The sequence below is a fragment of the Embleya sp. NPDC025285 genome (assembly GCF_055558835.1).
The window spans coordinates 135,186-161,075 of record NZ_JBVHLU010000008.1; the positions used below are offsets into that span (position 1 = coordinate 135,186).

At 68.6% G+C, this 25,890-nt stretch carries 22 protein-coding genes and 1 tRNA gene; 10 read left to right on the top strand and 13 right to left on the bottom strand.

Annotated features, from left to right (window positions below; all coding sequences use genetic code 11):
* Positions 1-44: 44 nt before the first annotated feature.
* Complete coding sequence (locus ACZ4FV_RS07695; protein ID WP_465322136.1) at positions 45-488, bottom strand: glycine-rich domain-containing protein; 444 nt, start codon at positions 486-488, stop codon at positions 45-47.
* A 480-nt stretch (positions 489-968) separates the two neighbouring features.
* Between ACZ4FV_RS07695 and ACZ4FV_RS07700 the strand changes: the two genes are divergently transcribed.
* Together ACZ4FV_RS07700 and ACZ4FV_RS07705 are read left to right on the top strand one after the other, a co-directional pair.
* A complete protein-coding gene (locus tag ACZ4FV_RS07700; protein WP_465322138.1) occupies positions 969-2,225 on the top strand; it encodes a helix-turn-helix transcriptional regulator in 1,257 nt (418 codons plus the stop codon).
* Positions 2,226-2,239: 14 nt separating this feature from the next.
* On the top strand, positions 2,240-2,605 hold the full coding sequence (locus ACZ4FV_RS07705; protein ID WP_465322140.1) for a hypothetical protein: 366 nt from the start codon (positions 2,240-2,242) through the stop codon (positions 2,603-2,605).
* 783 nt (positions 2,606-3,388) lie between these two features.
* On the opposite strand, the gene ACZ4FV_RS07710 is transcribed toward ACZ4FV_RS07705, so the two are convergent.
* The 9 genes from ACZ4FV_RS07710 to dnaA form a co-directional block, all read right to left on the bottom strand.
* A tRNA-Ile gene (locus ACZ4FV_RS07710) sits at positions 3,389-3,462 on the bottom strand.
* Positions 3,463-3,512: 50 nt separating this feature from the next.
* Positions 3,513-3,935 carry a DUF3566 domain-containing protein gene (locus tag ACZ4FV_RS07715; RefSeq protein ID WP_395867738.1) on the bottom strand — a complete coding sequence of 141 codons (423 nt, stop codon included), beginning with the start codon at positions 3,933-3,935 and terminating at the stop codon, positions 3,513-3,515.
* 399 nt (positions 3,936-4,334) lie between these two features.
* The gene (gene gyrA, locus ACZ4FV_RS07720; RefSeq protein WP_391587269.1) at positions 4,335-6,959 is read right to left on the bottom strand and encodes a DNA gyrase subunit A; all 2,625 of its coding nucleotides are present in this window, start codon (positions 6,957-6,959) and stop codon (positions 4,335-4,337) included.
* Between the two features lie 82 nt (positions 6,960-7,041).
* Positions 7,042-9,078 (bottom strand): DNA topoisomerase (ATP-hydrolyzing) subunit B, encoded by a 2,037-nt coding sequence (gene gyrB / locus ACZ4FV_RS07725; RefSeq protein ID WP_395867740.1) that lies wholly within the window; start codon positions 9,076-9,078, stop codon positions 7,042-7,044.
* A 393-nt stretch (positions 9,079-9,471) separates the two neighbouring features.
* On the bottom strand, positions 9,472-9,999 hold the full coding sequence (locus ACZ4FV_RS07730) for a DciA family protein (protein ID WP_395867742.1): 528 nt from the start codon (positions 9,997-9,999) through the stop codon (positions 9,472-9,474).
* Positions 9,992-11,134, bottom strand: a complete 1,143-nt coding sequence (gene recF / locus ACZ4FV_RS07735) for a DNA replication/repair protein RecF (RefSeq protein WP_395867744.1) — start codon at positions 11,132-11,134, stop codon at positions 9,992-9,994. The genes ACZ4FV_RS07730 and recF overlap by 8 nt, the downstream gene beginning before the upstream one ends.
* Positions 11,135-11,152: 18 nt before the next feature.
* Positions 11,153-12,094, bottom strand: a complete 942-nt coding sequence (gnd, locus tag ACZ4FV_RS07740) for a phosphogluconate dehydrogenase (NAD(+)-dependent, decarboxylating) (protein ID WP_395867746.1) — start codon at positions 12,092-12,094, stop codon at positions 11,153-11,155.
* Positions 12,095-12,285: 191 nt separating this feature from the next.
* Complete coding sequence (gene dnaN / locus ACZ4FV_RS07745) at positions 12,286-13,419, bottom strand: DNA polymerase III subunit beta (protein WP_395867748.1); 1,134 nt, start codon at positions 13,417-13,419, stop codon at positions 12,286-12,288.
* 843 nt (positions 13,420-14,262) lie between these two features.
* The gene (gene dnaA / locus ACZ4FV_RS07750) at positions 14,263-16,248 is read right to left on the bottom strand and encodes a chromosomal replication initiator protein DnaA (protein WP_395867750.1); all 1,986 of its coding nucleotides are present in this window, start codon (positions 16,246-16,248) and stop codon (positions 14,263-14,265) included.
* A gap of 350 nt (positions 16,249-16,598) precedes the next feature.
* Here dnaA and rpmH point away from each other — a divergent pair, with 350 nt between their 5' ends.
* The 8 genes from rpmH to ACZ4FV_RS07790 all read left to right on the top strand — a co-directional run bounded on the left by rpmH (position 16,599) and on the right by ACZ4FV_RS07790 (position 22,615).
* Positions 16,599-16,736 (top strand): 50S ribosomal protein L34, encoded by a 138-nt coding sequence (rpmH, locus tag ACZ4FV_RS07755; RefSeq protein WP_010849920.1) that lies wholly within the window; start codon positions 16,599-16,601, stop codon positions 16,734-16,736.
* A gap of 16 nt (positions 16,737-16,752) precedes the next feature.
* Complete coding sequence (gene rnpA / locus ACZ4FV_RS07760) at positions 16,753-17,256, top strand: ribonuclease P protein component (protein ID WP_395867752.1); 504 nt, start codon at positions 16,753-16,755, stop codon at positions 17,254-17,256.
* Positions 17,253-17,597, top strand: a complete 345-nt coding sequence (gene yidD, locus ACZ4FV_RS07765; protein ID WP_020557146.1) for a membrane protein insertion efficiency factor YidD — start codon at positions 17,253-17,255, stop codon at positions 17,595-17,597. Before rnpA ends, yidD begins: the two co-directional genes overlap by 4 nt.
* A 2-nt stretch (positions 17,598-17,599) precedes the next feature.
* Positions 17,600-18,757 carry a membrane protein insertase YidC gene (yidC, locus tag ACZ4FV_RS07770; RefSeq protein ID WP_395867754.1) on the top strand — a complete coding sequence of 386 codons (1,158 nt, stop codon included), beginning with the start codon at positions 17,600-17,602 and terminating at the stop codon, positions 18,755-18,757.
* 68 nt (positions 18,758-18,825) lie between these two features.
* A complete protein-coding gene (locus ACZ4FV_RS07775; RefSeq protein ID WP_395867756.1) occupies positions 18,826-19,377 on the top strand; it encodes a Jag family protein in 552 nt (183 codons plus the stop codon).
* An 82-nt stretch (positions 19,378-19,459) separates the two neighbouring features.
* Positions 19,460-20,212, top strand: coding sequence for a 16S rRNA (guanine(527)-N(7))-methyltransferase RsmG (gene rsmG / locus ACZ4FV_RS07780; protein WP_395867963.1), 753 nt, complete (start codon positions 19,460-19,462; stop codon positions 20,210-20,212).
* A 268-nt stretch (positions 20,213-20,480) separates the two neighbouring features.
* Positions 20,481-21,413: a ParA family protein gene (locus ACZ4FV_RS07785; protein ID WP_395867965.1), complete on the top strand. Its 933-nt coding sequence runs from the start codon at positions 20,481-20,483 to the stop codon at positions 21,411-21,413.
* On the top strand, positions 21,410-22,615 hold the full coding sequence (locus tag ACZ4FV_RS07790; protein ID WP_402234795.1) for a ParB/RepB/Spo0J family partition protein: 1,206 nt from the start codon (positions 21,410-21,412) through the stop codon (positions 22,613-22,615). Before ACZ4FV_RS07785 ends, ACZ4FV_RS07790 begins: the two co-directional genes overlap by 4 nt.
* Before the next feature lie 381 nt (positions 22,616-22,996).
* Here ACZ4FV_RS07790 and ACZ4FV_RS07795 read toward each other — a convergent pair whose 3' ends face one another.
* The 3 genes from ACZ4FV_RS07795 to trxB form a co-directional block, all read right to left on the bottom strand.
* Positions 22,997-24,175: an N-acetylmuramoyl-L-alanine amidase gene (locus ACZ4FV_RS07795; RefSeq protein ID WP_402234798.1), complete on the bottom strand. Its 1,179-nt coding sequence runs from the start codon at positions 24,173-24,175 to the stop codon at positions 22,997-22,999.
* Positions 24,176-24,413: 238 nt separating this feature from the next.
* Positions 24,414-24,740: a thioredoxin gene (gene trxA / locus ACZ4FV_RS07800; protein WP_395867763.1), complete on the bottom strand. Its 327-nt coding sequence runs from the start codon at positions 24,738-24,740 to the stop codon at positions 24,414-24,416.
* 93 nt (positions 24,741-24,833) lie between these two features.
* Positions 24,834-25,775 carry a thioredoxin-disulfide reductase gene (trxB, locus tag ACZ4FV_RS07805; RefSeq protein ID WP_402234800.1) on the bottom strand — a complete coding sequence of 314 codons (942 nt, stop codon included), beginning with the start codon at positions 25,773-25,775 and terminating at the stop codon, positions 24,834-24,836.
* Positions 25,776-25,890: the final 115 nt, after the last annotated feature.

The window sequence follows — 25,890 nt, forward strand, 5'->3', positions numbered from 1 at the left end:
GCTCGTGACGATGCCGATCGGGGGCGCTCCTCACCTACGTGTGATCACGGGCTGTCGTGGCATCCCGCGTGGCACTGGGAGCAGTCGGCCGCGGCGACCGCCCACAGTTCGGCATCGACCTCGAAGCCGGCCGCCGTGATCACCTCGGCCGTGCGAACGACTTCGGCCCGACCCTGCGCCATAGTGCGCGGCCCGATGTCCGGCACGTGATGAACGAACCGGCCGATCCGGTCGCAGTACTCGGCGTAGTCGACCGTGTGGAGCACCCACGCGTGCCAACCGACGTCGATGAGGGCCGCCGGAACCATGCGTACCTTGGGGTCGGCCGCGCTGACCGATAGGAACTCGGCGGTCCCGGTGACAATCCGGTCGGCGAGATCGGCGTCGATCTCGGGACGGTCCGCTCGGATGCGTGCTGTAAGCCTTGCTCGAACCGCGGCAGGGACGAGTACCCCTGTCGCAGCCTTCGGTGACAGCGTGCTTGTCATGCTCGTTCCACCCTTCGCCAGACTTGAATTGGTGTGGCGCTGGATCCGCCCGACATCCCGCAGGAGTCGAGCGGCTCCGTTCAACGGAGCCGCGTCATTGGGCCGACGCAGCCAGGAGGTTGCTCACCCGCAGGCCCACTCCGGCGCCGCTCGGATTCCGCGCGGCAGAGGGCAGCTCGCAAGAGGGCATCGACATGGAGGCTCGGGCGTGCCACCCCAGGGCATGGCGTAGCTCGTGAAGGTCTCAGGAGCACGTACGTCGCTTCGGTTTCCGTCGGGCGTCAGTCGGTAGACGCGGAGCGACATCTCGTGTCCAACGGGCAGCGCCATCGGTCCCGCATTGTGAACAACCGTCATGGCTTCAGCGAACCGTCTGGAGTTGGGCTTCTCCACCGCATCGAAGCGGCACTCTTGATGCACATCCGATGCACGGGCCGTTCCACCTGGTAGTTCACGGTGAGACAGGGGAAGGAGGCCCGCGTGGGCCTTTCAGATCGCCGCAAACTCCTGGGCTACAGTCAGGAATCATTCGCATATGCACTCGGTGTCGACCGCACAACGGTGGGGCGCTGGGAGCGGGGGGAAACCACACCCCAACCTCAACTTCGGCCCAAAGCAGCCAAATTGCTGCAAGTGGATCTCGCCGGCCTCGATGCTCTGGTCATCCCCTTACAGGCTGGTTCCGAGAGACACACCGGGTCGCCGGCAGGCGACCGCCCCGGCCTGGAGAGCATTGACGACATGATTCGACGCGACTTCCTGCGGGCGATAGCCGTGACAAGTGCCCTACTAGGCATGCCTGTTCAGAACGCGGAAGCACTCACAGAGGTGGCCCAGCGGGGCCGCACTACTGACTTGTTACAGATGAACGATCATCTGTGGCAGGTGTACCTGCGCGCCCGAACCAAGGGATCGGTGCGCCCGATCGTGCGGGATCAGCTCTCCACGCTGAACAGTTCGATGGACGGTGGGTCGACCGCCGAACTCCAGGGACTGTGTGGGGCTGCGGGTGATCTATTCCAACTGGCCGGTGAACTCGCCTTCGATGGAGACCGCTACGCCGATGCCGCGGCCTCCTACACCCTGGCTGCGGTCGCCAGCAGGGAAGCGGGGTCCTTCGACCTGTGGGCGTGTGCGCTGGTGCGACATGCCTACGTCGAGCTGTACCAGCACCGCTATAGGCAAGCGGCCCGAACGTTGTCGGGCGCTGAGCAAGTAGCACGCCGCGGGGATAGTTCGCTCTCGACACGGCATTGGGTTGCCTGCGTCCAGGCTGAGGCGTACGCCGGTCTCGGCGAAATGACAGCTTGTGAACGTGCGCTCGACAACGCGGAACAAGTGGTCGAACTCGATGGCCCCAGCCACAACGGCGGTTGGCTTCGGTTCGATGGCTCCCGGCTCGCAGAGGAACGCGGTGCCCGCTACGTACAACTCGGGCACCTTGACCGAGCAGAGAACGTCCTGGTCGGCGCCTTGGCTCAAGGCGCGCTCGCACCTGGGCAATCCTTTCGGCGACGCGCAGCCGTACTGACGGATCTTGCAGCGATCGGTGCGAAGCGACGGGACCCGGACCAGGTGGTGACCTACGGTCGGGAAGCTCTTCAGCTCGCCCGTGAGTCATCGTCCGGATACGTCGCCCGTAGGCTCCAAGGGCTGCTGGGTGAGTTCGGTCAACCGGCTCATGACGGTCGCATTGCGGACCTGCAAGCCGAGATCATCGCACTGAACATGGCGTGACGAGAGGGGTAGGCATGTCGGAGCACCATGGGGCACGACTGTTCCGCGAGACGTGGATCTCAAGCGTTCACAAGTACTTTCCGGGCGAACCGAAGCCGGGATACGTAACTCCTTGGGACGACACCCCGGAGTGGGAGCGGGAAGCTGCGGGCGCCGTCTTCGACCAGGTCCGTCAGTTCCTGGAAGTCAGTGCCGGCCACGCGACCAAGCTGACGCGTGAACAGAAGGGACGCTTCGTAGCGACCTGCTGGACGGCTCAGATGTTCAAGCACTTCGAGGACCCGAAGCCGGGCTACGTCGCGGACTGGTCGGATCTGCCGGATTGGCAGCAGGAGACCGACTCCGACATCTTCGAAGCAATCGAAAGTTCCCAGAGCTAGTCAGAGCCCGTCGCCCTCTCTGATGACCTCAAGGGCGATTCCCGCGAACTCCACAGCCTGAAGGCCGACGTCCCGCCCGACTTGGGCCCCTACGGAAGACGACCCACGGCCCCAGGCCCCGGTGTGCCGGGGCTCGGGGCGGCACACCGGGGTTTCGGCGCGCGGGTCACGCAACCCGGGCATCAAATGGGGTCCAACGAAGCCGCGGCGCCAGAGCCGAGCCGAGGACAACTCGAGTCCTATACAACGAGCGCGCCCCCGGCGTGGACGAGGGCCGCGGGTCGCCCCCCAGGCGACTCGCAGCGCAGCTGCGAACCTGTCTCGCGGAAGTCGGCTTCACCACCAAGCCGTGCTCCTGGTCCCCATCGTGGTTTCGCGGTTCTTGGCCGCCGGCGCGGCTCCCCCTGGACCGAAGGCGGAGGCGGGAGGTGCCCCGGCGGCTTGGTACCGCGCGGCCCCGCGTGCGGGGTCGCCTTGAACACGTAGAGAAGGTTTGGACGCATCGCGCCGGCAGCCGCGGCTGTCGCCCAGGTCGATCGTCTCCGCCGTGGCTCGCCGAACGATGATGTGCCGGAAATGGAGCAGCGGGTATCCGACGTCCTCGAGGCTCGCTGGGACGGCTCGCTCTTGGCTCTCGACGCGAACGAACGGAAAACGCTCGTCGGGCTGCTTCCGCGCTTGGGGCCGGCGGCCTGATCCGGGTTTCCCCTAAATCTCCCCCAAGACGATCAAGGGCCCTTCCCCGAGACACGGGGAAGGGCCCTTGATCTGCACTTATGAGAGTGGGCCTAACAGGACTTGAACCTGTGGCCTCTTCCTTATCAGGGAAGCGCTCTAACCGTCTGAGCTATAGGCCCGCGTGCGTGCTCGAAGAGAGTACCGCACCGCTTGCCCGCCACCAAAATCCTTAGTCCTCCTCGGCCAGCGTGACCTCGATGCCTCCGGTGAAGGACGCGGTGAGGTTGTAGAGGAAGGCTCCGAGAGTGGCCAGCGCGGTCACCAGGATGACGTCGACGATGGCCACGATGCCGCTGAAGAAGAGCGTGTTCTTCAGGGACAGGAAGTGCTGGAGGTCGAAGCCGGCGTTGTTCTCCGACTGGGTCGCCTCCTTGACCGTGTCGCCCACCGAGGTGAACACGCCGAGGCCGTCCAGGACCAGCCACAGCACGCTCACCGCGACCATCAGCACCACGCCCAGTGCCAGGGACAGCAGGAAACCGACCTTCATCACCGACCACGGGTCCACCCGCGCCGCCCGCAGTCGGGCCCGCCGGGAGCGCGCGCTCGGTCGAGGCTGCGCCTCCGGCCCGACCCGCCCTTGCTGCGCCATGGACCGCCCCGCTGGGTGACCGGCCGACGGAGTCCCGCCGGCCGGGGTGCCCCGGGTCGGGCGCGGCGTGGTGATCGTGCCGCCGGCCGTCGGGCGGGCGGCGGCGGGTGTGCCGTTGACCGCGGCCGGCGGCCGCTCCGTACCCTCGCTCGCCGCAGACGCGGGAGGGAAGGGGGACGTGAACGGGGTGGGCGCCGAGGGACGCGGCGGACGTGCCGCCGCGTCCTTGGCGGGCCCGGTCCCCTTCACGGGAGGTGGTGCGACCGGCTTCGGCGGCACCGGCCCCGTGGGGGGCGGTGCCGCCTCGCTACGGCTCGTGCTGTCAGCGCGCCCGCCGGCCCGACCCCGGTCGGCGCGCTCGCCTCTCCCGCCGGCCGACTTCCGGTCTGTGCTCACGCGTCACCCTTCCTGCCCGCCGGGCGCGACCTCCCCTTCGACGGTGGAGGTCGGCTCGTGCGTGCCATCGGCCGCACCGGCTTCGGCCCCGTCGACCTCAGGGTCGATCTCGGCCTCGGGCTCAGGTTCGGCGTTACGTGCGATGCCGACAACGGCGTCGCCCTTACCCAGGTTGATCAGCTGCACACCCATCGTGTCACGTCCGGTGTGCCGGACACCCGCGGCGCGGGTACGGATCACTCCACCGCCGAGGGTGATGGCGAGGATTTCATCCGTGTCGTCCACGACGAGAGCCCCGACGAGTGAACCTCGGTCCTCGACGATCTTGGCGGCCTTGATGCCCAGGCCCCCACGTCCCTGGACGCGATACTCGTCCACACTGGTTCGCTTCGCGAAGCCGCCATCGGTGGCCGTGAACACGAAAGTACCCTCGCGCACCACGTTCATCGACAGCAGTTCGTCACCTTCGCGGAAGCTCATCCCCTTCACCCCGGATGTCGCCCGACCCATCGGCCGCAGCGTCTCGTCCGTGGCGGTGAACCGGATCGACTGCGCCTTCTTGCTCACCAGCAGCAGATCGTCGTCCGCGGAGACCAGTTCGGCGCCGATCACCTCGTCGTCGTCACCGGCCTCGTCCGAGCGCAGGTTGATCGCGATCACGCCCGCCGCGCGGTTGGTGTCGTACTCCTTGAGCGCGGTCTTCTTCACCAGACCGGCCTTGGTGGCGAGCACCAGGTACGGCGCGACCTCGTAGTCGCGCAGGTCGAGCACCTGGGCGATCTTCTCGTCCGGCTGGAACGCCAGCAGGTTGGCCACGTGCTGACCACGCGCGTCCCGACCGGTGTCCGGCAGCTCGTACGCCTTGGCCCGGTAGACCCGGCCCTTGTTGGTGAAGAACAGGATCCAGTGGTGCGTGGTGGTCACGAAGAAGTGGTCGACGATGTCGTCCTGCTTGAGCTGCGCGCCGCGCACCCCCTTGCCGCCGCGCTTCTGCGAGCGGTACAGGTCGGTCCGGGTGCGCTTGACGTAGCCGCCGCGCGTGATGGTGATGACGATGTCCTCTTCGGCGATCAGGTCCTCGATGGACATGTCACCGTCGAAGGGCACCAGCGCGCTGCGCCGGTCGTCACCGAACTTGTCGACGATCGCGGCGAGTTCCTCGCTGATGATCTGCCGTTGCCGGTCCGGCGAGGCCAGGATCGCCTGATAGTCGGTGATCTTCGCCATCAGCTCGTCGTGCTCGGCGGTGATCTTCTGGTGCTCCAGGGCGGCCAGCCGGCGAAGCTGCATCTCCAGGATCGCGTTGGCCTGGATCTCGTCGATCTCCAGGAGCCCGATCAGGCCCGTGCGCGCCTCGTCGACCGTGTTCGAGGCCCGGATCAGCGCGATGACCTCCTCGATCGCGTCCAGGGCCTTGAGCAGACCACGCAGGATGTGCGCGCGCTCCTCGGCCTTGCGCAGCCGGAAGCGGGTCCGCCGGACGATCACCTCGATCTGGTGCTCCACCCAGTTGCGGATGAAGAGGTCGATCGAGAGCGTGCGCGGGACGCCGTCCACCAGCGCGAGCATGTTCGCGCCGAACGTGTCCTGCAACTGGGTGTGCTTGTAGAGGTTGTTCAGCACGACCTTGGCCACCGCGTCGCGCTTGAGCACGATCACCAGGCGCTGGCCGGTGCGCGAGGAGGTCTCGTCGCGGACGTCGGCGATGCCGCCGATCTTGCCGTCCTTGACCAGGTCGGCGATCTTCTGCGCGAGATTGTCCGGGTTGACCTGGTACGGCAGTTCGGTGACCACCAGGCACTGCCGGTTCTGGATCTCCTCGACCTCGACCACCGCGCGCATCGTGATCGAGCCGCGGCCGGTGCGGTACGCGTCCTCGATCCCGCGTCGGCCGACCACCAGCGCGCCGCTGGGGAAGTCCGGGCCCTTGATCCGCTCGATCAGCGCGTCCTGGAGTTCCTCAGCCGATACGTCCGGGTTCTGCAGGAACCACTGCGCGCCCGACGCGACCTCGCGCAGGTTGTGCGGCGGGATATTGGTCGCCATGCCGACCGCGATGCCCGCGGAGCCGTTGACGAGCAGGTTCGGGAAGCGCGCCGGCAGGACCGTCGGCTCCTGGTTGCGGCCGTCGTAGTTGTCCTGGAGATCGACGGTGTCCTCGTCGATGTCCCGGAGCATCTCCATGGACAACCACTTGAGCTTGCACTCGGTGTACCGCATGGCCGCGGCCGGGTCGTTGCCCGGCGAGCCGAAGTTGCCGTTGCTGTCCACCAGTGGCATCCGCATCGACCACGGCTGGGCCAACCGGACCAGCGCGTCGTAGATGGAGGTGTCGCCGTGCGGGTGGTACGTACCCATCACGTCGCCGACGACGCGGGCGCACTTGTAGAAGCCCTTCTCGGGCCGGTATCCGCCGTCGTACATCGCGTAGAGCACGCGGCGGTGCACCGGCTTGAGGCCGTCGCGCACGTCGGGCAGGGCGCGCGAGACGATCACGCTCATCGCGTAGTCGAGATAGCTGCGCTGCATCTCGGTCTCGAGCCCGACGGGCTCGATCCGCAGACCGCCGGTACTGTTCACCGCGTCCGCCGGGTCGCCTTCGGGCGCCGGGGTGTTCTCTTCGGCCATTGCTGGTCAAAGTCCTTTCGAGGTGTGGCGTGGGGCCGACTCGGGTGTGGACATCCGCGCCGCGGCGGATCCCCCCGGCTGGTCAGATGTCCAGGAACCTGACGTCCTTGGCGTTGCGCTGGATGAACGACCGGCGGGCCTCGACGTCCTCGCCCATGAGCACCGAGAACAGTTCGTCGGCCTGCGCCGCGTCGTCGAGCGTGACCTGGCCCAGGACTCGGTGGTCGATGTCCATCGTGGTCACCCGCAGCTCCTCGGCGTTCATCTCGCCGAGACCCTTGAAGCGCTGGATCGAGTCGTCCTTGGCGCGCTTGCCGGCCTGTCGGCCCAGTTCGAGCAGCGCGTCGCGCTCGCGGTCCGAGTAGGCGTACTCGAAGTCGTCCCGGCTCCACTTGATCTTGTAGAGCGGCGGGCGCGACAGGTACACATGGCCGGCCTCGACCAGCGGGCGCATGAAGCGGAACAGGAAGGTCAGCAGCAGGGTGTTGATGTGCTGACCGTCGACGTCGGCGTCCGCCATCAAAATGATCTTGTGATAGCGCAGCTTCTCGATGTCGAAGTCCTCGTGCACACCGGTGCCGAAGGCCGAGATGAGCGCTTGGACCTCGGTGTTCTGCAGGATCTTGTCGATCCTGGCCTTCTCGACGTTCAGGATCTTGCCGCGGATCGGCAGGATCGCCTGGTACATCGGGTCGCGGCCGGACTTGGCCGAACCACCGGCCGAGTCGCCCTCGACGATGAAGATCTCGCACTTGGACGGGTCGTTGCTCTGGCAGTCGCTGAGCTTGCCCGGCAGCGACGCGGTCTCCAGCAGACCCTTGCGCCGGGTCAGGTCGCGTGCCTTGCGAGCCGCCATGCGCGCGGTCGCGGCCTGGATCGACTTGCGGATGATGTCCGCGGCCTCGGCGGGGTTGCGGTCGAGCCAGTCGGTGAGGTGCTCGTGCACGACCCGCTGTACGAAGGTCTTGGCCTCGGTGTTGCCCAGCTTGTCCTTGGTCTGGCCCTCGAACTGCGGGTCGCCGAGCTTGACCGAGATGATCGCGGTCAGACCCTCGCGGATGTCCTCGCCGGCGAGGTTCTCGTCCTTCTCCTTGAGCAGCTTCTTCTCCCGCGCGTAACGGTTGATCAACGCGGTCAGCGCGGACCGGAAGCCCTCTTCGTGGGTGCCGCCGCCGTGCGTGTGGATCGTGTTGGCGAAGCTGTGCACACCCTCGGTGTACTGCGAGTTCCACTGCATCGCGACTTCCACCGAGATGGTCCGACCCTTGTCCTCGGCCTCGATGTCGATCACCGACGGGTGCACCAGCTCGCCCTTGCGCGAGTTGAGATAGCGCACGAAGTCGGCGATGCCGCCCTCGTAGTGGTACGTGACCGAGAGCTGCTCGCCCTTCTCGTCCACGTGGTCCGGGCGCTCGTCGGTGAGCGAGATGGTCAGGCCCTTGTTGAGGAAGGCCATCTCCTGGAAGCGCCGGGACAACGTCTCGAACGAGTAGACGGTCGTCTCGAAGATGTCCCCGTCGGCCCAGAAGGTGACCTGGGTGCCCGTCTCGTCGGTCGCCTCGTGCCGCTCCAGCGGCGCGGTGGGCGTGCCCAGCTTGTAGTCCTGCGTCCAGCGGTAGCCGTCGCGGCGGATGTCCACCGCCAGGCGCGAGGACAGCGCGTTGACCACGGAGACACCGACGCCGTGCAGACCGCCGGAGACCGAGTAGCCGCCGCCGCCGAACTTGCCGCCCGCGTGCAGGATGGTCAGCACGACCTCGACCGCGGGCTTCTTCTCGACCGGGTGCATGTCGACGGGGATGCCACGCCCGTTGTCGACCACCCGCACGCCGCCGTCGGCGAGGATGGTCGCCTCGATGTGCGTCGCGTGCCCCGCGAGGGCCTCGTCGACCGAGTTGTCCACCACCTCGTAGACCAGGTGGTGCAGGCCGCGCTCACCGGTGGAACCGATGTACATGCCCGGGCGCTTCCGGACCGCGTCCAAGCCCTCCAGGACCTGGATGTCACTCGCGCCGTACGACGCCGAGTTGCTCGCGGCAGAGGTTTCCGGCGAGCCGGCCACGTCATTCTCCTTGGGGTTGCCGGAATCGGCCACGAAGCGCCCTTTCTGGCACAGCACGGCTCCCTGCCCGGGAGCAGGATCGGCAGGGAGCGTCGGACGACCGGCCGGCCGGCCCGACACGCCCCCGGGCACGGAGCCGCGGAAGTCGAAACAGGATCCGCATGAGCGGTATTGCTGGTTCAGTCTACCGGTCGGGGCGACACAAAGATGGGTTCCCAAGGGGCCTGTGTCCGCGTGTGGCGCCCTGATGTGCCCTGTCGCATGTCCCCCTACTTGCCCCGGGGTCCCGAATCGCTCTCATGCCTGTCCACGCGGCGCGACCGACTCGGACGGTAACAGCGTGTCAGACCGGTATGACACCGGACACATCGCCCCGGTCGGCGGCGGTCATGGGCGCCGCGGCCCGCCCACGGGCGGGCGCGAGCCCGATCACCCATGGCCGAAAACCGACTAGGGCTGCGCGCGCCACTGTCCCCGGCGGCGTTCCTGCGCCGGTCCCAGGACCCGGATGAACGTGACGGTGCCGTCGCCGAGTTCCTGGTTGAGCCGGGCCAGCAGTTTCGGCGCGAGCCACCGCACGTGGGTCGCGTAGTTGTCGGATTCGGCGCGAACCACCAGTTCGCCGTCCTCGAAGCGCTCCGGGCGGCAGTTTGCCGCCAGCGCCGGTCCGACGATTTCCGGCCAGCGCTGCAGGACACCGTGCACCGCCGCCGGGGTCTGCCAGCCGCGCTCGGTGACCAGGCGTCCCATGATCTGCCGCAGCGGCTGGGGGTCGCGATCGTCGGGACCGGAACCACTGCGTTTCAAGCCACGTCGGGCCTGTGCCTGGTCCTGTCGAACGTCGTGGCGGGTCCGCGCCTGGGCCCGGGCCTGAGTCAGCGCCGCGCGGGCCAGGTCGATCCCGCGAGTCGGCTCGGCGGGCGGCTGCTCGGCCCGCCCGGGGCCGCCGGCGGGCGGGATGTGGGCCTCGTCACTCATCCCCGACCCTCCGAACCTCGCCCGCGGCGACGTCGTAGCGCGCGCCCGAGAGCGCGGCCGGCACGTCCTCGGCCACGGCGGCCGTGACCAACACCTGCTCGCCGTGCGCGACCATCTCCGCGAGCCGCGCCCGCCGCGTGACGTCGAGCTCGGCGAACACGTCGTCGAGCACCAGAACCGGCTCGCCGCCGTCCGCGCGCAGCAGTTCGTAGGAGCCCAGCCGCAGCGCCAGCGCGTACGACCAGGACTCGCCGTGGCTGGCGTAGCCCTTGGCGGGCAGCGGGCCCAGGCGCAGGACGAGATCGTCGCGGTGCGGGCCGATCAGCGTCTGGCCGCGCTCCACCTCCGCCGCCCGGCCCGCCGCGATCGCCGCCGTGAGCACCGCGTGCACGCCGGCCCGGTCGGTGGGCAGCGGATCCTCCGACATCGAACTGCGGTAGTCCAGGACGATCGGTCCACCGCCTGTGGACAACGCGTCGTAGGCCTTGTCCACCAGCGGTTGCAGCGCGGCGACCAGATCGAGCCGGGCACAGGTGAGTTCGGCGCCGGTCGCGGCCAGGTGCTCGTCCCACACGTCCAGCGTACTCAACGCGCCGCTGCGACCGCCGCCCGCCCGCCGGGCCAGGGCCGCGGTGCGCAGCAGCGTGTTGCGCTGCTTGAGCACCCGGTCGTAGTCCTGGCGCACGCCGAGCAGGCGCGGGGTGCGCGCGGTCAGCAACTCGTCCAGGAACCTGCGGCGTTCGCCCGGGTCGCCCTTGACCAGCGCCAGGTCCTCCGGCGCGAACAGCACGGTGCGCAGCAGGCCGAGCAGGTCGCGAGGCCTGGTCGCGGCCGAGCGGTTGATCCGGGCGCGGTTGGCCTTGCCGGGATTGATCTCCAACTCGGCCAGCGCGCTGCGGCCGTCCTCGCGGACGATGCTGGCCCGTACGTACGCCCGCTCGGCGCCGAGCCGGACCAGGGGCGCGTCGGAGGCGACCCGGTGGCTGCCGAGGGTGGCCAGGTATCCGATCGCCTCGACGAGGTTCGTCTTGCCCTGGCCGTTGGGCCCCACGAACGCGGTCACGCCCGGTTCGAGGGGAACCTCGACCCGGGCGTACGACCGGTAGTCGACGAGTGAAAGGTGCGCTACATGCATGGGCGGGCGGGCCGGCGATCAGCCCGCGTCGGCCTCCTTCGGCGGCGTGGTGTCGGCACCCGGGGCGTCGGCCCCCTTGTGCGTCGACGCGGCGGTGACCGCGTGGCCACCGAACTGGTTGCGCAGCGCCGCGACCATCTTCATCTGCGGCGAGTCGTCCTGACGGGAGGCGAACCGGGCGAACAGCGACGCGGTGATCGCGGGCAGCGGGACCGCGTGGTCGATCGCCGCCTCCACGGTCCAGCGACCCTCGCCGGAGTCCTCCGCGTAGCCGCGCAGGCCCTCCAGGTGCTCGTCGTCGTCCATCGCGCGCACGGCCAGGTCGAGCAGCCACGAGCGGATGACCGTGCCCTCCTGCCAACTGCGGAACACCTCCCGCACGTCGGTGACCACGTCGGCCGCCTCCAGCAGTTCCCAGCCCTCGGCATAGGCCTGCATCAGCGCGTACTCGATGCCGTTGTGCACCATCTTCGCGAAGTGCCCGGCGCCGACCTTGCCCGCGTGCACGAAGCCCGCCGGACCCTCGGGCTTGAGCGCGTCGAAGATCGGCTGGACCTTCGCGATGTTCGCGGCGTCGCCGCCGCACATCAGCGCGTAGCCGTTGTCGCGACCCCAAACGCCGCCGGAGACACCGCAGTCGACGAAGCCGATGTTCTTCGCGGCCAGCGCCTCGGCGTGCTTGATGTCGTCCGTCCAGCGGGAGTTGCCGCCGTCGACGACCACGTCACCGGGGGACAGCAGTTCGCCGAGCTCGTCGACCGTGGCCTGGGTGGCCGCGCCCGCCGGCACCATCACCCACACCACGCGCGGCTCGGGGAGCGCGTCCACAAGTTCCTTGAGGCTGTGCACATCCGCGACGTCCGGGTTGCGGTCGTAGCCCACGACCGTGTGGCCCGCGCGCCGCAGACGCTCGCGCATGTTGCCACCCATCTTGCCGAGGCCGACGAGTCCGAGCTGCATCCTGAAATCCTTCGTTCGCTGCTGCGATGCCGGGTGGGGCACCACCGAGGCCGCTTCCACACCCCTTGTGGGGGCTTTTCACCGCGTCGACGGTACGCGGGTAGCGGTTGCCCGTGCTGCTGCGGGGTCATGCACGGTGGTCGCGGCCGAACCCGGGTGTGGATCGTGCCCGGTTCGGCCGCGGCCCGGCGTCAGCCGGACAGGCGCACCGGCATGATCAGGTAGCGGTACTCGTCGGTGGCCTCGGCCTCGACGTCCGGCTTGCCGGTCATCACGGCCGGCTTGGTGGACGTGGTGAAGGAGATCTGGGCGACCGGGGAGCCGATCGCGCTGAGCCCTTCGAGCAGGAACGTCGGGTTGAAGGCGATCGAGATCTCCTCGCCCTCCAGCGTCGCGTCGATCGCCTCGGAGGCCTGCGCCTCGTCGCCGGAGCCGGCTTCGAGCACCAGCCGACCGTCGGAAAACGACAACCGCACGGGGGTGTTGCGCTCGGCGACCAGGGACACGCGCTTGACGGCGTCCACGAACGGGGCGGTCTCCACCGTCGCGACGGTCTCCGACTGCTCCGGGAACAGCGCCCGGTACTTGGGGAATTCGCCTTCGAGCAACCGCGTGGTGGTGCGTCGACCGGCTCCCTCGAAGCCGATCATGCCCTCGCCGATCTTGTCCCCGGAGAGCGCGATCTGCACGCTGTCGCCCTGGGTCAGCGACTTGGCGGTGTCGTTGAGGGTCTTGGCGGGCACCAGGGCGACCGCCGAGGAGAGGCCGTCGGCCTCGGGCTTCCAGTGGAACTGGCGGACCGCGAGCCGGTATCGGTCGGTGGCGGCGAGGGTGACCAGGTCGCCCTCGATCTCGACCCGGACGCCGGTCAGCATCGGCAGCGTGTCGTCGCGGCCGGCCGCGATGGCCACCTGGGCCACGGCGGCGGCGAACACGTCCCCCTCGACCGTCCCGGCGGCGGTGGGCATCTCCGGCAGCGCCGGGTAGTCCTCCACAGGCAGGGTGGGCAGGGTGAATCGGGCGCTGCCGCAGACCACGGTCACCTTGGAGCCGTCGGTGGACACCTCGACGGGGCGGTTCGGCAGGCTCTTGGAGATGTCGGCGAGCAGTCGCCCGGACACCAGCACCCGGCCCGGTTCGTCGATCTCGGCCTCGACGCCGCCTCGGGCGGAGACCTCGTAGTCGAAGCTGGACAGCGTCAGTCGCTGGTCCGCCGCTTCCAGGAGCAATCCGGCGAGGACGGGAACCGCCGGCCGCGCCGGGAGACTCCGCGCGGTCCACGCCACCGCATCAGCGAGAACGTCACGCTCGACCCGGAACTTCACCGGTTCACCGCCTCCTGCCGTTACCGGCCGTCTGTCTGTCGTCTGTCTGCCGTTCGTTGGTTCGGCATCGGTGCCGGGCCGTCGGGGCCTACCACCGGGACACAGTCTGACGCACCGGGCCGACAGCCCGCGCAGCCCCCGGCAAACCCGCAGTCCACAGATTCGGGCCGACCCGACCGTTTTCCGTGGATCTCTCTTGAACTCCGTGTGGTCGTAGTAGTAGGGGGTGTGGATACCGTGGATAACCGGTATATGCACAGGTCAGAGGCTGTTTTTTGTCCACTTCGAGGTGTGGGTGGACCAGTGGATAAACCCCCTGTGTCTGTGGATGCCCGAATTGGCTCCACAGGCCGTCCCCAGCCGTACCCGTACTTGTCCCCAGTCAATCCCCAGGTTGAGGGCCACTTGTCCCCACCCTCTGCGGACGCCGCTCGGCACGGGATTCACCGTAAGGGGTGAAACCGGCCCGACTGTGGACAGATCCGTGGACAACCTGGGGACAAGCTCGGAATTTCGGTGGACGGGACGTGGACAACCAGACAACACAGCGGTGGACGACGCGCGAAGGAAAAGTTATCCACAGTCTGTGGAGGAATCCGCTCCACATCACCACAGGAACCTGACCTGCCGGCTCGCCGGCGTTTTCCCCAGGATCCCGGAGCCATTGTGGGGAACTCGACGGCAAACGCGTCATCCCCATGGTGTGGACGCCCAAGTCGGCGCCGATCGGTGGATAACTCGGCCTCCGTGGAGACGATGAGACGAAGGTCACATCGGACATGCGAAGGCCGGCGGCCCCGAAGGGGAACGCCGGCCGGTACGAAGCGGTCTCGAGACGCCGAATCAGCTCTTGATGCGGTTCGTCAACTCGGTCACCTGGTTGTAGATCGAGCGCCGCTCGGCCATCAACGAGCGGATCTTGCGGTCCGCGTGCATCACGGTCGTGTGGTCGCGCCCGCCGAACTGGGCCCCGATCTTGGGCAGCGACAGGTCGGTCAGCTCACGGCACAGATACATCGCGATCTGGCGCGCGGTGACCAGCACCCGGCTGCGCGAGGTGCCGCACAGGTCCTCGACGGACAGGCCGAAGTAGGCGGCGGTGTGCGCCATGATCGTGGTCGCCGTGATCTCCGGCCCCGCGCTGTCCGGGATCAGGTCCTTGAGCACGATCTCGGTGAGCTGCAGGTCCACCGGCTGGCGGTTCAGGCTGGCGAACGCGGTCACCCGGATCAGCGCGCCCTCCAACTCGCGGATGTTCCGGGAGATCTTGCTGGCGATGTACTCCAGTACGTCCGGCGGCGCGTTGAGCCCCTCCTGGATGGCCTTCTTGCGCAGGATCGCGATCCGGGTCTCCAACTCGGGCGGCTGCACGTCGGTCAACAACCCCCACTCGAACCGGTTGCGCAGTCGGTCCTCCAGCGTGACGAGCTGCTTGGGCGGCCGGTCCGAGGAGATGACGATCTGCTTGTTCGCGTTGTGCAGCGTGTTGAAGGTGTGGAAGAACTCCTCCTGCGTCTGTTCCTTGGTCTCCAGGAACTGGATGTCGTCCACAAGCAGCACATCGACATCGCGGTAACGCCGGCGGAAGCCGTCGGCCTTGCCGTCGCGGATCGAGTTGATGAATTCGTTGGTGAACTCCTCGGAGCTCACGTAGCGCACCCGGGTGCCCGGATACAGACTCTTCGCGTAGTGCCCGATCGCGTGCAGCAGGTGGGTCTTGCCCAGGCCCGACTCGCCGTAGATGAACAGCGGGTTGTACGCCTTCGCGGGCGCCTCGGCCACCGCCACCGCCGCCGCGTGTGCGAACCGGTTGCTGGACCCGATGACGAACGTCTCGAACAGGTACTTGGGGTTCAGCCGCGCGGCGGGTTCGTGTTCGACCACGCCGTGCTCGCGCCCGGTTCCGGGCCGGGCCAGCCGCAGCGGTCGCCCGCCGGGCACGTCGGCCGGTGGTACGGGCGGTGCCTGGTGGGGCGGCTGGGACTGCTGGGGCGGCTGCGAGGCGCCCGGCGGCTGCTCTCTGTCGCCGGATTGATGTGTCGAATTATCCACAAAGCTGTGGACGGACGGTGTGGAAAAGCCGGGCGGTCCGAACAGGTCCTCGCGATCCGCGAAGAGCGTTCCGTCGGACGGCGGAATTCCCGGATGATCCGAGGGGGCGCTCGGGCTGCCTCCGTACCCGTATTGATCACGAGAATCCCGCGGGTCGCGCGCGTCGCGCGGATCGCGGGTGTCCCGGGGCTCACGCGGCTCGCGGGGATCACGAAGATCCCGCTGCTCACGGCCGTCCCGACCGTCCCGGGGATCGCGCTGCTCGCGCGGGTCACGCTGATCCCGGTACGGTCCCGGCGCGTAGCGCTCGTGCGGGTAGTCCTGCTGGTACTGCGGCTCGGCGTACGGATCACGGTCCTGGCGATACGCCTGCTGGCCGTAAGGCTCCTGGGGGTAACCGTCGCGGCCGTAGCGGTCGCCGCCATAGGAGGAGCGTCCGTACGGGCCGGGGTTGTAGTCGTCGTGCCGGGGCGAGCGGTCGTGCCGCTCGGGCACCGGCTCGGGTTCGCCGGCTCCCGGCTCGACGCTGACCGCGAACCGGATCGGCCGGCCGAAACCGTGGCTCAACGCGTCCGTGACCACCTGGCGGAGCCGGGTCTCCAATACTTCCTTGGCGAACTCGTTCGGCACCGCCAGCAGCGCGGTGTCGGAGAAGAGGGTCAGCGGCTGCGTCCGCTGGAGCCATCCTTTGTCCTTGGCCGTGACCGAGTCGTCGGTGGCCAGTCGTTCCAGGAACCGTGCCCAGACTGCGGCGAGGTCGCTGGTGATGTCAGCCACAGTGCACGCTCTTTCATTGCATCGACGCAGGTCTCGGGAGGGCTCCCAGTGTCCCGGACCCCGGGAGCGAGCGCTCCGGTCCGACCCACCTGTTCACGGTAGTGGCGCCCGGTAACCTGCTCAACCCGTTGTCCACAGCCTGTGTACAGCCTGCTCGATACTGTGTTTCCGCAGGTGGGCGACGTGCCCCGGATCCCCCATTTGACCCCGTCGCCTATTGGTACGTACCGTGGGCCGGTCTAGTTGTCTGACGACCGCTGCCGCATGTCCGAGATCATGTCGATGCGGACGTACGGTGGTGGCCGGCGGTCTTTTCTGCCGGCCCACGATTCAAATCCTGGAGCCCCCGAGTGAGCAAGCGCACCTTCCAGCCGAACAACCGTCGCCGGGCGAAGACCCACGGGTTCCGGCTGCGCATGCGCACCCGTGCCGGTCGCGCCATCCTTGCTGCCCGTCGCCGCAAGGGCCGCGCGGAGCTTTCCGCCTGAGTTCGCGGATCTCTCCGTGCTGCCTGCCGATAACCGGCTGAGGCGGCGCGAGGACTTCGCGATCGCGGTTCGCCGCGGGCGTCGAGCCGGCCGTCCGAACCTGGTCGTCCACCTGCATCGCCAGGAGACGAGTGGGCTCGTGACGTCCGAACGCACCCCGGTGACCGCACGGCCGTCCGAGCCGGACACCCTGCGCCAATCTGTGGCAGAGGACCCGCACGCGGATGTGGAGCACGCTCCACCACCGCGTGCGGGTTTCGTCGTGAGCAAGGCTGTCGGCCCCGCGGTTGTCCGTAACGTCGTCAAGCGTCGGCTACGCCACCTCATACGCGATCGGATGGCCCTGCTCCCGGCAGGTAGCCTGGTCGTGGTACGGGCATTGCCACCTGCTGCCCAGGCGGAGCACTCCGCCCTGGCACGGGATCTGGACGCAGCGTTCGACCGGCTTCTGGGCCGGGCCGGGCGCCCTGTCGCGGTTCGCACGGACGGACCCGCGGCCAAGCCGGGAGCGACGGCGTGAAGTACCTGTTCATGGGGTTCATTCGGGTCTATCAGTGGACGATCAGCCCGATGCTGGGGCCGGTGTGTCGCTTCTACCCGTCGTGCTCGCATTATGGGTATGAGGCGATGTCCGTCCATGGCGCGTTCAAGGGCACCTACCTCACCGTGTGGCGCATCCTGCGCTGCAACCCCTGGAACTCTGGCGGTGTCGATCCTGTGCCGCCGCGCACACGCCGACCGTGGCGACTCCCCGAACGGAAGTCGCGCTCGGAGTCGGAGCCGCACGAGCGGCAGCAGACGTCCAGCACCGGCCGTACCGAGCCCGCGCCCGGTGCGAACACCACCGCCCGAGGAGCTTGACCGTGGGGATTCTTAACCCCCTATATACCGCCGTATCCTGGATCATCGTCCAATTCCACTCGTTGTTCAGCCCGATCTTCGGCAAGGACAGCGGTTGGTCCTGGGGCTTGTCCATCGTCTGCCTCGTGGTCGTCATCCGGATCTGCCTGATCCCGCTCTTCGTGAAGCAGATCAAGGCAACCCGCGGACTCCAGGCGCTGCAGCCGCGGATCAAGGAGGTCCAGAAGCGGTACAAGGACGACCGTGAGCGTCAGTCCCAGGAAATGATGAAGCTCTACAAGGAGACGGGTACCAACCCGCTCTCGAGCTGCCTTCCGATCCTGGTCCAGTCGCCGTTCTTCTTCGCCCTGTTCCACGTACTGCAGCGGATCTCGCAGAACCGCACGGTCGGTGTGATCGACCGTGACCTGGTGAACAGCGCGCAGCAGGCGCACATCTTCGGTGCGCCGATCGCCGCCAAGTTCACCGACTCGGCGGCTAAGATCGCCGGCCTCGGGGCCGACCTGACCACCGTGCGCATCGTCACCATCGTGATGATCGTGCTGATGTCCGGGTCGCAGTTCTTCACTCAGCGCCAGCTGATGACGAAGAACACCGACCCCGCTTCGCTCGTGGGCAACCCGTTCGCGAAGCAGCAGAAGCTGATGATGTACGCGTTCCCGATCATGTTCGCGGTCTTCGGCATCAACTTCCCGGTCGGTGTGCTCGTCTACTGGCTGACCACCAACGTGTGGACGATGGGCCAGCAGCTCTTCGTGATCAACCGCAACCCCACCCCGGGCAGCCCGGCGTTCAAGGTGCGGCAGGAGAAGCTCGCGGAGAAGGCGCGCAAGCAGGGCAAGGTGCTGCTTCCCGACGGCAAGGTGATGGACGCCGCCGAGTACGAGGCCCAGCAGGCCGAGCTCAAGGCCCAGGCCGCCCGGCGCCAGCAGCCCACCAGGCTCACCAAGTCGCAGCGCAAGGCCCGGGCTCGGGAGGACGCGGAAGCGGCGGGCAAGGACGCCGAGGAGACCTCGGAAGCCGGTACCGCGGCGAGCAACGGCACCGCCCGGTCGAACGGCTCGGTCAAGGGCTCGACCGCGCGGACCCCGCACTCCGGTGCGCGTAACGCCGGCCCGCGCAAGCAGACCCAGAGCCGGAAGCATCCGAGGAAGAAGTGACCACCCTCGAAGGGCCGGCCGCCGCCCACCCCAACGACTCGCTCACTCGTCCACAAAGGAGTTCCCCTGTGACGGAAGGCACGACCCCCGCCGTCGACTCACCCGCCGCCTCGCGTCGGATCACGCTCACCGCGGAGGAGATCAGCCGTCTGGAGCAGGAGGGCGAGATCGCCGCGGACTACCTGGAGGCCCTGCTCGACATCGCCGACCTCGACGGCGACATCGACATGGACGTCGAGGGCGGGCGCGCGTCGGTCTCGGTGATCGCCGGGGACGAGAGCGAATCCTCCGGCGCAGACCTCAAGCGTCTGGTCGGCCGCGACGGTGAGGTCCTGGAGGCTCTCCAGGAGCTGACCCGGCTGGCGGTTCACCGGGAGACCGGCGAGCGCAGCCGGCTGATGCTCGACGTGGACGGGTTCCGTGCCGCCAAGCGGGCGAACCTGGCGGAGATCGCCACCGAGGCGGTGGCAGAGGTCAAGGCTGCGGGTACCTCTCTCAAGCTCAAGCCGATGACCCCGTTCGAGCGCAAGGTCGTGCACGACACCGTCGCGGAGGCCGGACTGCGCAGCGAGTCGGAGGGCGAGGAGCCCAATCGCTGCGTCGTCGTCCTGCCCGCCTGATCGGGTCCACGGATCCGTTTCCGCAAACCGTCGCGCCGGCCCCACCTGCATCACAGGTGGGGCCGGCGCCGTTCCTGGGATGATGTTCCACGTGAAACGTCAGGACGACACGACCCCCGATCCGCCGGTGGACGAGCGCGCGCCCGAGGCGCCGGAGGCGGCAGGCCGCCTCTTCGGTGCCAACCTGGACCGCGCGATTCGCTATGCCGATCTGCTGGCCGGGCCCGGTGTACGCCGGGGCATGGTCGGCCCACGCGAAGTCGGCCGGCTCTGGGAGCGGCACCTGCTCAACTGCGGGGTGGTCGCCGAATTGATCGCGGAGAACGCGATCGTGCACGACGTCGGTTCGGGCGGTGGCCTGCCGGGCATCCCGCTCGCGCTGGTCCGACCGGACCTGCGGATCACCCTCGTCGAGCCGTTGTTGCGGCGCACCACGTTCCTCGACGAGGTGGTCGAGGAACTCGGCCTGGACAACGTCGAGGTGTTGCGCGGCCGCGCCGAGGAACTGCGCGGCCGTACCGCCGCCGACGTGGTCACCGCGCGCGCCGTCGCGCCGTTGGCCAAGCTGGCCGGGTGGGGGCTGCCGCTGCTCGGTTCGGGCGGCGAGATGCTCGCACTCAAGGGCGACTCGGCGGCCGAGGAACTGTTGGAGTCCGAGGCGGACCTGCGCAAGCTCGGCGCGGTCTCGTGGCGGGTCGAGCACGCCGGGGCCGGGATCGTCGATCCGCTGACCACCGTCGTGCGGGTGCGGATCGGCACCGTGTCGGCCAAGGAGTCCAAGACGACGAAGGCGCGGCGGGCCGCGAAGACGACCAGGCGGCGTCCCGGGAAGTAGTCCGTCCCCGGGTTGGGCCGGACGGCTGAAACGCCGTTCCTGCCCGCTCGGGGTGTGTCGTGAGCGTGCTCCCACCGCGATACCCGAGATCGTGTTTCACGTGAAACGCCTTCCGTGGAAACGCTTCTACTCACCTGAGGCGCGCCGGAACGTGACACCCTCTGAGGGTGCCGCCGCAGTGCGTGGTCATTCCGTCGGCCCGAGTTCCCATGTCGCCGCGGCAGGAGAGGAGAGTGGACCGTTGCCGTCCGAGTACCCGACAGCCTCGATGCCGGCGCCCCGAGTGGGTGCCCCCATCGACGTTTCACGTGAAACAGAGGCGCCCGGTATCGAAGACACACCCATCGCCCGAGCGGCCAGACAGGCCGTCGAGACGATGGGCCGTGCTTCGGAGGGGCTTCCCCGCCCGGAGCGCACCCGGGTCATGGTGGTCGCGAACCAGAAGGGTGGCGTCGGCAAGACCACGTCGACCGTGAACCTCGCGGCGGCGCTGGCCATGCACGGTGCCCGTGTCCTGGTGATAGACCTCGACCCGCAGGGCAACGCCTCCACCGCGCTCGGGGTGGACCATCACGCGGGCACGCCGTCGATCTACGAGGTGCTGGTCGAGGGCCGCGACCTGGCCGAGGTCGTCCAGCCCGTGCGCGACGTCGAGGGCCTGTTCTGTGCGCCGGCCACGATCGACCTCGCCGGCGCCGAGATCGAACTCGTCTCGCTGGTCGCTCGGGAGAGCCGGCTGCAACGCGCGATCGCGGCGTACGAGCAGCCGTTGGACTACATCCTGATCGACTGCCCGCCGTCGCTCGGCCTGTTGACCGTGAACGCGCTCGTGGCCGGTGCCGAGGTGGTCATCCCGATCCAGTGCGAGTACTACGCGCTGGAGGGCCTCGGGCAGTTGTTGCGGAACGTGGAACTGGTCCGGGCGCACCTGAACCCGAACCTGGCGGTGTCGACGATCCTGCTCACCATGTACGACGCCCGGACGCGGCTGGCCTCCCAGGTGGCCCAGGAGGTGCGCGACCACTTCCCGGACGAGGTGTTGCCCACCGCGATTCCGCGTTCGGTGCGCATCTCCGAGGCACCCAGCTACGGGCAGACCGTGATGACCTACGACCCGGGTTCCACCGGGGCGTTGTCGTATCTTGAAGCGGCTCGGGAGATGGCGCTGCGCGGCGTGGCGAAGGCGAAGGAGGAAGTATGAGCGGGCAACGCAGGGGATTGGGCAAGGGGCTCGGATCGCTCATCCCCCCTCGACCGTTGCAGCCCTCGTCCTCCGCTGCGGCGACCCTGCGCAAGATGGCGGAGATAGCGACGGACGAGTCGGCGCTGTCGCCGACGTCGGTCCCGGTGCAGGATTCACCGAAGACCGAACCCGCGCCCGCCGCCGCGCTGTACGCCGAGTTGTTGCTCGATCTGATCGTGCCGAACTCCCGCCAGCCGCGTGAGGTGTTCCACGAGGACGCGATGGCCGAGCTGGTCCAGTCGATCCGGGAAGTGGGCGTCCTCCAGCCGGTCGTGGTTCGGGCGACCGCCGAGGGCACCTACGAGCTGGTGATGGGCGAGCGGCGGTGGCGGGCCTGCCGCAAGGCCGGGCTGACCCACATCCCGGCGATCGTCCGGGTGACCGACGACGACAAGCTGCTGCTCGACGCGCTTCTGGAGAACCTGCACCGCTCCGAGCTCAACCCGCTGGAAGAGGCGCTGGCCTACCAGCAGTTGTTGGAGGAGTTCGACTGCAAGCAGGAGGAGCTGGCCGACCGGATCGGTCGCTCGCGTCCGCATCTGACCAACACGATGCGGCTGTTGAAGTTGCCGGTGGAGGTCCGCTCCAAGGTCGCGGCCGGCACGTTGCTCGCCGGTCACGCGCGGGCGTTGTTGGCGCTGGAGGATCGACCCGACGAACTGACCAAGCTTGCCAAGCGGATCATCGCCGAGGGCATGACCGTGCGGACGGTCGAGGAGATCGCCCGCTCGATCAACAACGAGGGTCCGGCCAAGTCCAAGGCGCACAAGCCGCGTGCCGGTCGGATCGTCGCGCCCGCGTTGAACCATCTCGCGGACCGGCTCAAGAACCGCTTCGAGACGGAGGTGAAGGTCGTCCTCGGGCAGAAGAAGGGGAAGATCGTCGTCGAGTTCGCCTCGATCGAGGACCTGGAGCGCATCCTCGCCTCGATGGCACCCGGCGAGGGCGACCACTTCGCCAAGCGGCTGTCCGAGCCGGAACTGCCCGGTCAGACCGGGCCCGTTCGGGCCGGCGCGGCTTCGGCGGACGCGGCGGACGTGGACGCGGTGGCGGTGACGCCGGTGGACGTGGACCCGGTGGACGTGGACCCGGAGGACGCGGACCGGGAGGCGGATTCGACGTCCGCAGCCGGCACGGAAACCTCGTTGCTCGTCCCGTAGTCGGCAAAGGAACGCGGGAAGGGGCCCTCGGTCGTTGACCGAGGGCCCCTTCCTTGCTTGTGTTTCACGTGAAACGTGTCGTCCGGCCCGCCGTGCGCGGTGTCACTGTTCGCGCCGCGTTTCACGTGAAACGCGGCACCACCCGTGGAGGGGCGATGAGATCGATGCGCTGGGTCGTCGCAGGTCTCGGAGTGGGTGCCGTCGGCGGATTCGTCGGCGGGCTGCTCGCCGGGTCGCCGCGTCCGCGAGGGCCGGTCCCGACGCCGTGGACGCCGGACGGGCCCGTGATCCCGGTCCACGCGCTGCCGCGGGGTTCACGCCGGCCGGTGGATCCGGTCGTACCCGAGGACCCGACGTGCGATCGGGCGAAGGCCGATCGGCTCAGGTGAAGACGGGCAGCCGCAACATCCCCGTGGGGACGTCCTCCTCCGGCGGCAGGTAGAGCCGCTGGAGCGCCACCACCACCGACTCGGCGGCGTGGTCGCGGAATTCCGACGAGGCCAGTCGGGCCGCGTCCTCCGCGTTGGTGAGGTAGCCCACCTCGATCCGTACGGCGGGCATCCTGGTGCGCCGCAGCAGCGTCCACGCCTTCCCGTGCGTGCGGCCGTCCACCATGCCGGTGCGCGCCACGAGTTCGCGCTGGACCAGGCTCGCGAAGTGCTCCCCGGTCGGCGAGCGCCGCCCGTACCGGTCGCTGCCGCTGCCGTAGTAGTACGAGGAGACGCCCGCGGCGCGCGGACTCTCGTTGCGGTCCGCGTGCAGGGATATGACCAGGTCCGCGTCCGTGGCGTTGGCGAAGGCCGCGCGATCCTCCTCGCCGATGCCGTCGGAGTCCAGGCCTCGGGTGAGGTACGCCTGCACGCCCAGGGCGGACAGCCGGCCCTCCAGCCGCCGGGCGAGGTCCCAGACGATCTCGGCCTCGGTCAGCCCGTGCGCCGTCACGCCCTGATCCGTGCCGCCGTGGCCCGGGTCGATGACCACGGTCTTGCCGGCCAGCGAGGGGCCGGAGCGGTGCAGCAGCTCCGACTCGCGCATCGCGTGCGGTTGGCCGCCGACGACCGTGCGCGCGAGCCGGTCGAGGGCTCGGAACGTGGCCGGTCCGCACGTACCGTCCGCGCCGAGTCCGTAGTTGCGCTGGAATTCGCGCAGGGCGCGCTCGGTGGCCGGGCCCAGGATGCCGTCCACCCGGCCGCAGTCGAAGCCCATGTCGAGCAGTCGCTGTTGCAGGGTGGCCACGTCGTCCCCGACCGTCGGGTGACCGATCGAGTAGGACAACATGCGGTCGCCCAGGCGCCACCGTGCCTCGTCGAGGTGACGGTAGGTCTCCGGGCCGACGACGCCGTCCACGGTCATCGCGCGCTGCTGCTGGAAATGCCGGACGGCCAGGTCCACGGAATCGTCGAACACCGCGTCCGCGTAGCCGCCGTGGCCGTCCGTGTCGCCGGTGCCGTGGACGGCGTGGGCACCGGCGGGCAGGAGGCCGAGCAGCACCAGTTTGGACCTGATCTCGGCCACTGCGGGGCCGGTGTCACCGCGTCGGTACCGCCGCTGCATGGTCATGGAAAGGAGTCCTCCCGAGTTTTGACGCAACACTCGATCGTACGCGCGCATTCGGCCGTTCCCGTACCGGAGCGGGGCTCTCGGGGCCCGGATTCCGGCTCGAGCGGGCGGGGTGTGCGGCTCGCGTTCGCCGCCCACCCGCCGGTCGACGGTACGCCCTGACACGCACGAGGGGCGCTTCCCGGTTCCGGGAAGCGCCCCTCGTGTGCCGTGCGGCCGGTGCGTGGAACGCGTCGGCTCAGACGTACTCGGCAAGCTCCTTGAGCAGCATCGACTTCGGCTTCGCGCCGACGATCGTCTTGACGATCTCGCCGCCCTTGAACACGTGCAGGGTCGGGATCGACATCACGCCGTAGCGGGTGGTGATCTCCGGGTTCTGGTCGATGTTCAGCTTCGCGACGGTGAGCTTGTCGGCGTTCTCCTCCGCGATCTGCTCCAGGGCGGGGGCGATCTGGCGGCACGGGCCGCACCACTCGGCCCAGAAGTCGACGAGCACGGCCTTGTCGCTCATCAGGACGTCGGTGTCGAAGGTCTTGTCGGTGACGGTGGTGGTGGCCCCGGCCATGGTTGCTCCTCGGTGTGCTCGGGTGGCGGTCTGCTCGGGTGGCTTGTGCTCGACTGCGGGAAGGCGGAACGAAAACCGCCGGACGGGTGTGCCTCAGGCGTCGTCGGCGAGCGAGGCGAGGTAGCGCTCGGCGTCGAGGGCGGCGGCACATCCGGTGCCGGCCGCGGTGATCGCCTGTCGGTAGGTGTGGTCCACGACATCGCCCGCCGCGAAGACACCGGTGAGGTTGGTGTGCGTGGTCGGCGCGTCGACCCTGATGTAGCCCTCGGCGTCCAACTCGATCTGGTCCTTCAGCAATTCGGTGCGCGGGTCGTGGCCGACCGCGATGAACAGACCGGTCACCGCCAGGTCGCGCAATTCACCGGTCACCGTGTCGCGCAGCTTGACGCCGGTGAGCTTGCCGTCGCCCACGATCTCGGCGACCTCGCTGTTCCACGCGAAGGAGATCTTCTCGTCGGCGAACGCGCGGTGCTGCATCGCCTTGCTCGCCCGCAGTTCGTCCCGGCGGTGGATCACCGTCACCGAGCGGGCGAAGCGGGAGAGGAACGTGGCCTCCTCGATCGCCGAGTCGCCACCGCCGACCACGGCGATGTCCTGGTCCCGGAAGAAGAAGCCGTCGCAGGTGGCACACCAGGAGACGCCCCGACCGGACAGCGCGTCCTCGTTGGGCAGGTTGAGCTTGCGGTACGCGGACCCCGTCGCCAGGATCACCGCGTGCGCCTTGTGCACGGTCCCCGCGCCGTCCGTGACGGTCTTGACGTCGCCGGTCAGGTCGACGGCCACGACATCGTCGGGGATCAGCTCGGCGCCGAAGCGCTCGGCCTGCTTGCGCATGTTGTCCATCAGGTCCGGACCCATGATGCCGTCCGGCCAGCCGGGGAAGTTCTCGACCTCGGTGGTGTTCATCAGCGCGCCGCCCGCAGTGACGGCGCCTTCGAAGACCAGCGGCTTCAGGTCCGCGCGTGCTGCGTAGACGGCGGCCGTGTACCCGGTCGGACCCGATCCGATGATGATCACGTTGCGGACGTCGCTCACGCTGAGCCTTTCCTGGTTCCTTGTCGAGCCTCGTGCCGGTGACCGGCGTCGGCTGTGCGGGTCTGCGAGCCCCGCGCCCCGATGAGATGCGGTGTCTCGTTCGACAACGGATCCT

Excerpts from the sequence above, each read along its gene's own strand:
- ACZ4FV_RS07695 (WP_465322136.1), bottom strand. The coding sequence starts at position 488 with ATGACAAGCACGCTGTCACCGAAGGCTGCGACAGGGGTACTCGTCCCT.
- ACZ4FV_RS07705 (WP_465322140.1), top strand. The coding sequence starts at position 2,240 with ATGTCGGAGCACCATGGGGCACGACTGTTCCGCGAGACGTGGATCTCA.
- ACZ4FV_RS07715 (WP_395867738.1), bottom strand. The coding sequence starts at position 3,935 with ATGGCGCAGCAAGGGCGGGTCGGGCCGGAGGCGCAGCCTCGACCGAGC.
- gyrA (WP_391587269.1), bottom strand. The coding sequence starts at position 6,959 with ATGGCCGAAGAGAACACCCCGGCGCCCGAAGGCGACCCGGCGGACGCG.
- ACZ4FV_RS07730 (WP_395867742.1), bottom strand. The coding sequence starts at position 9,999 with ATGAGTGACGAGGCCCACATCCCGCCCGCCGGCGGCCCCGGGCGGGCC.
- recF (WP_395867744.1), bottom strand. The coding sequence starts at position 11,134 with ATGCATGTAGCGCACCTTTCACTCGTCGACTACCGGTCGTACGCCCGG.
- gnd (WP_395867746.1), bottom strand. The coding sequence starts at position 12,094 with ATGCAGCTCGGACTCGTCGGCCTCGGCAAGATGGGTGGCAACATGCGC.
- rsmG (WP_395867963.1), top strand. The coding sequence starts at position 19,460 with ATGTTCCACGTGAAACGTCAGGACGACACGACCCCCGATCCGCCGGTG.
- ACZ4FV_RS07785 (WP_395867965.1), top strand. The coding sequence starts at position 20,481 with ATGCCGGCGCCCCGAGTGGGTGCCCCCATCGACGTTTCACGTGAAACA.
- ACZ4FV_RS07790 (WP_402234795.1), top strand. The coding sequence starts at position 21,410 with ATGAGCGGGCAACGCAGGGGATTGGGCAAGGGGCTCGGATCGCTCATC.
- ACZ4FV_RS07795 (WP_402234798.1), bottom strand. The coding sequence starts at position 24,175 with ATGACCATGCAGCGGCGGTACCGACGCGGTGACACCGGCCCCGCAGTG.
- trxA (WP_395867763.1), bottom strand. The coding sequence starts at position 24,740 with ATGGCCGGGGCCACCACCACCGTCACCGACAAGACCTTCGACACCGAC.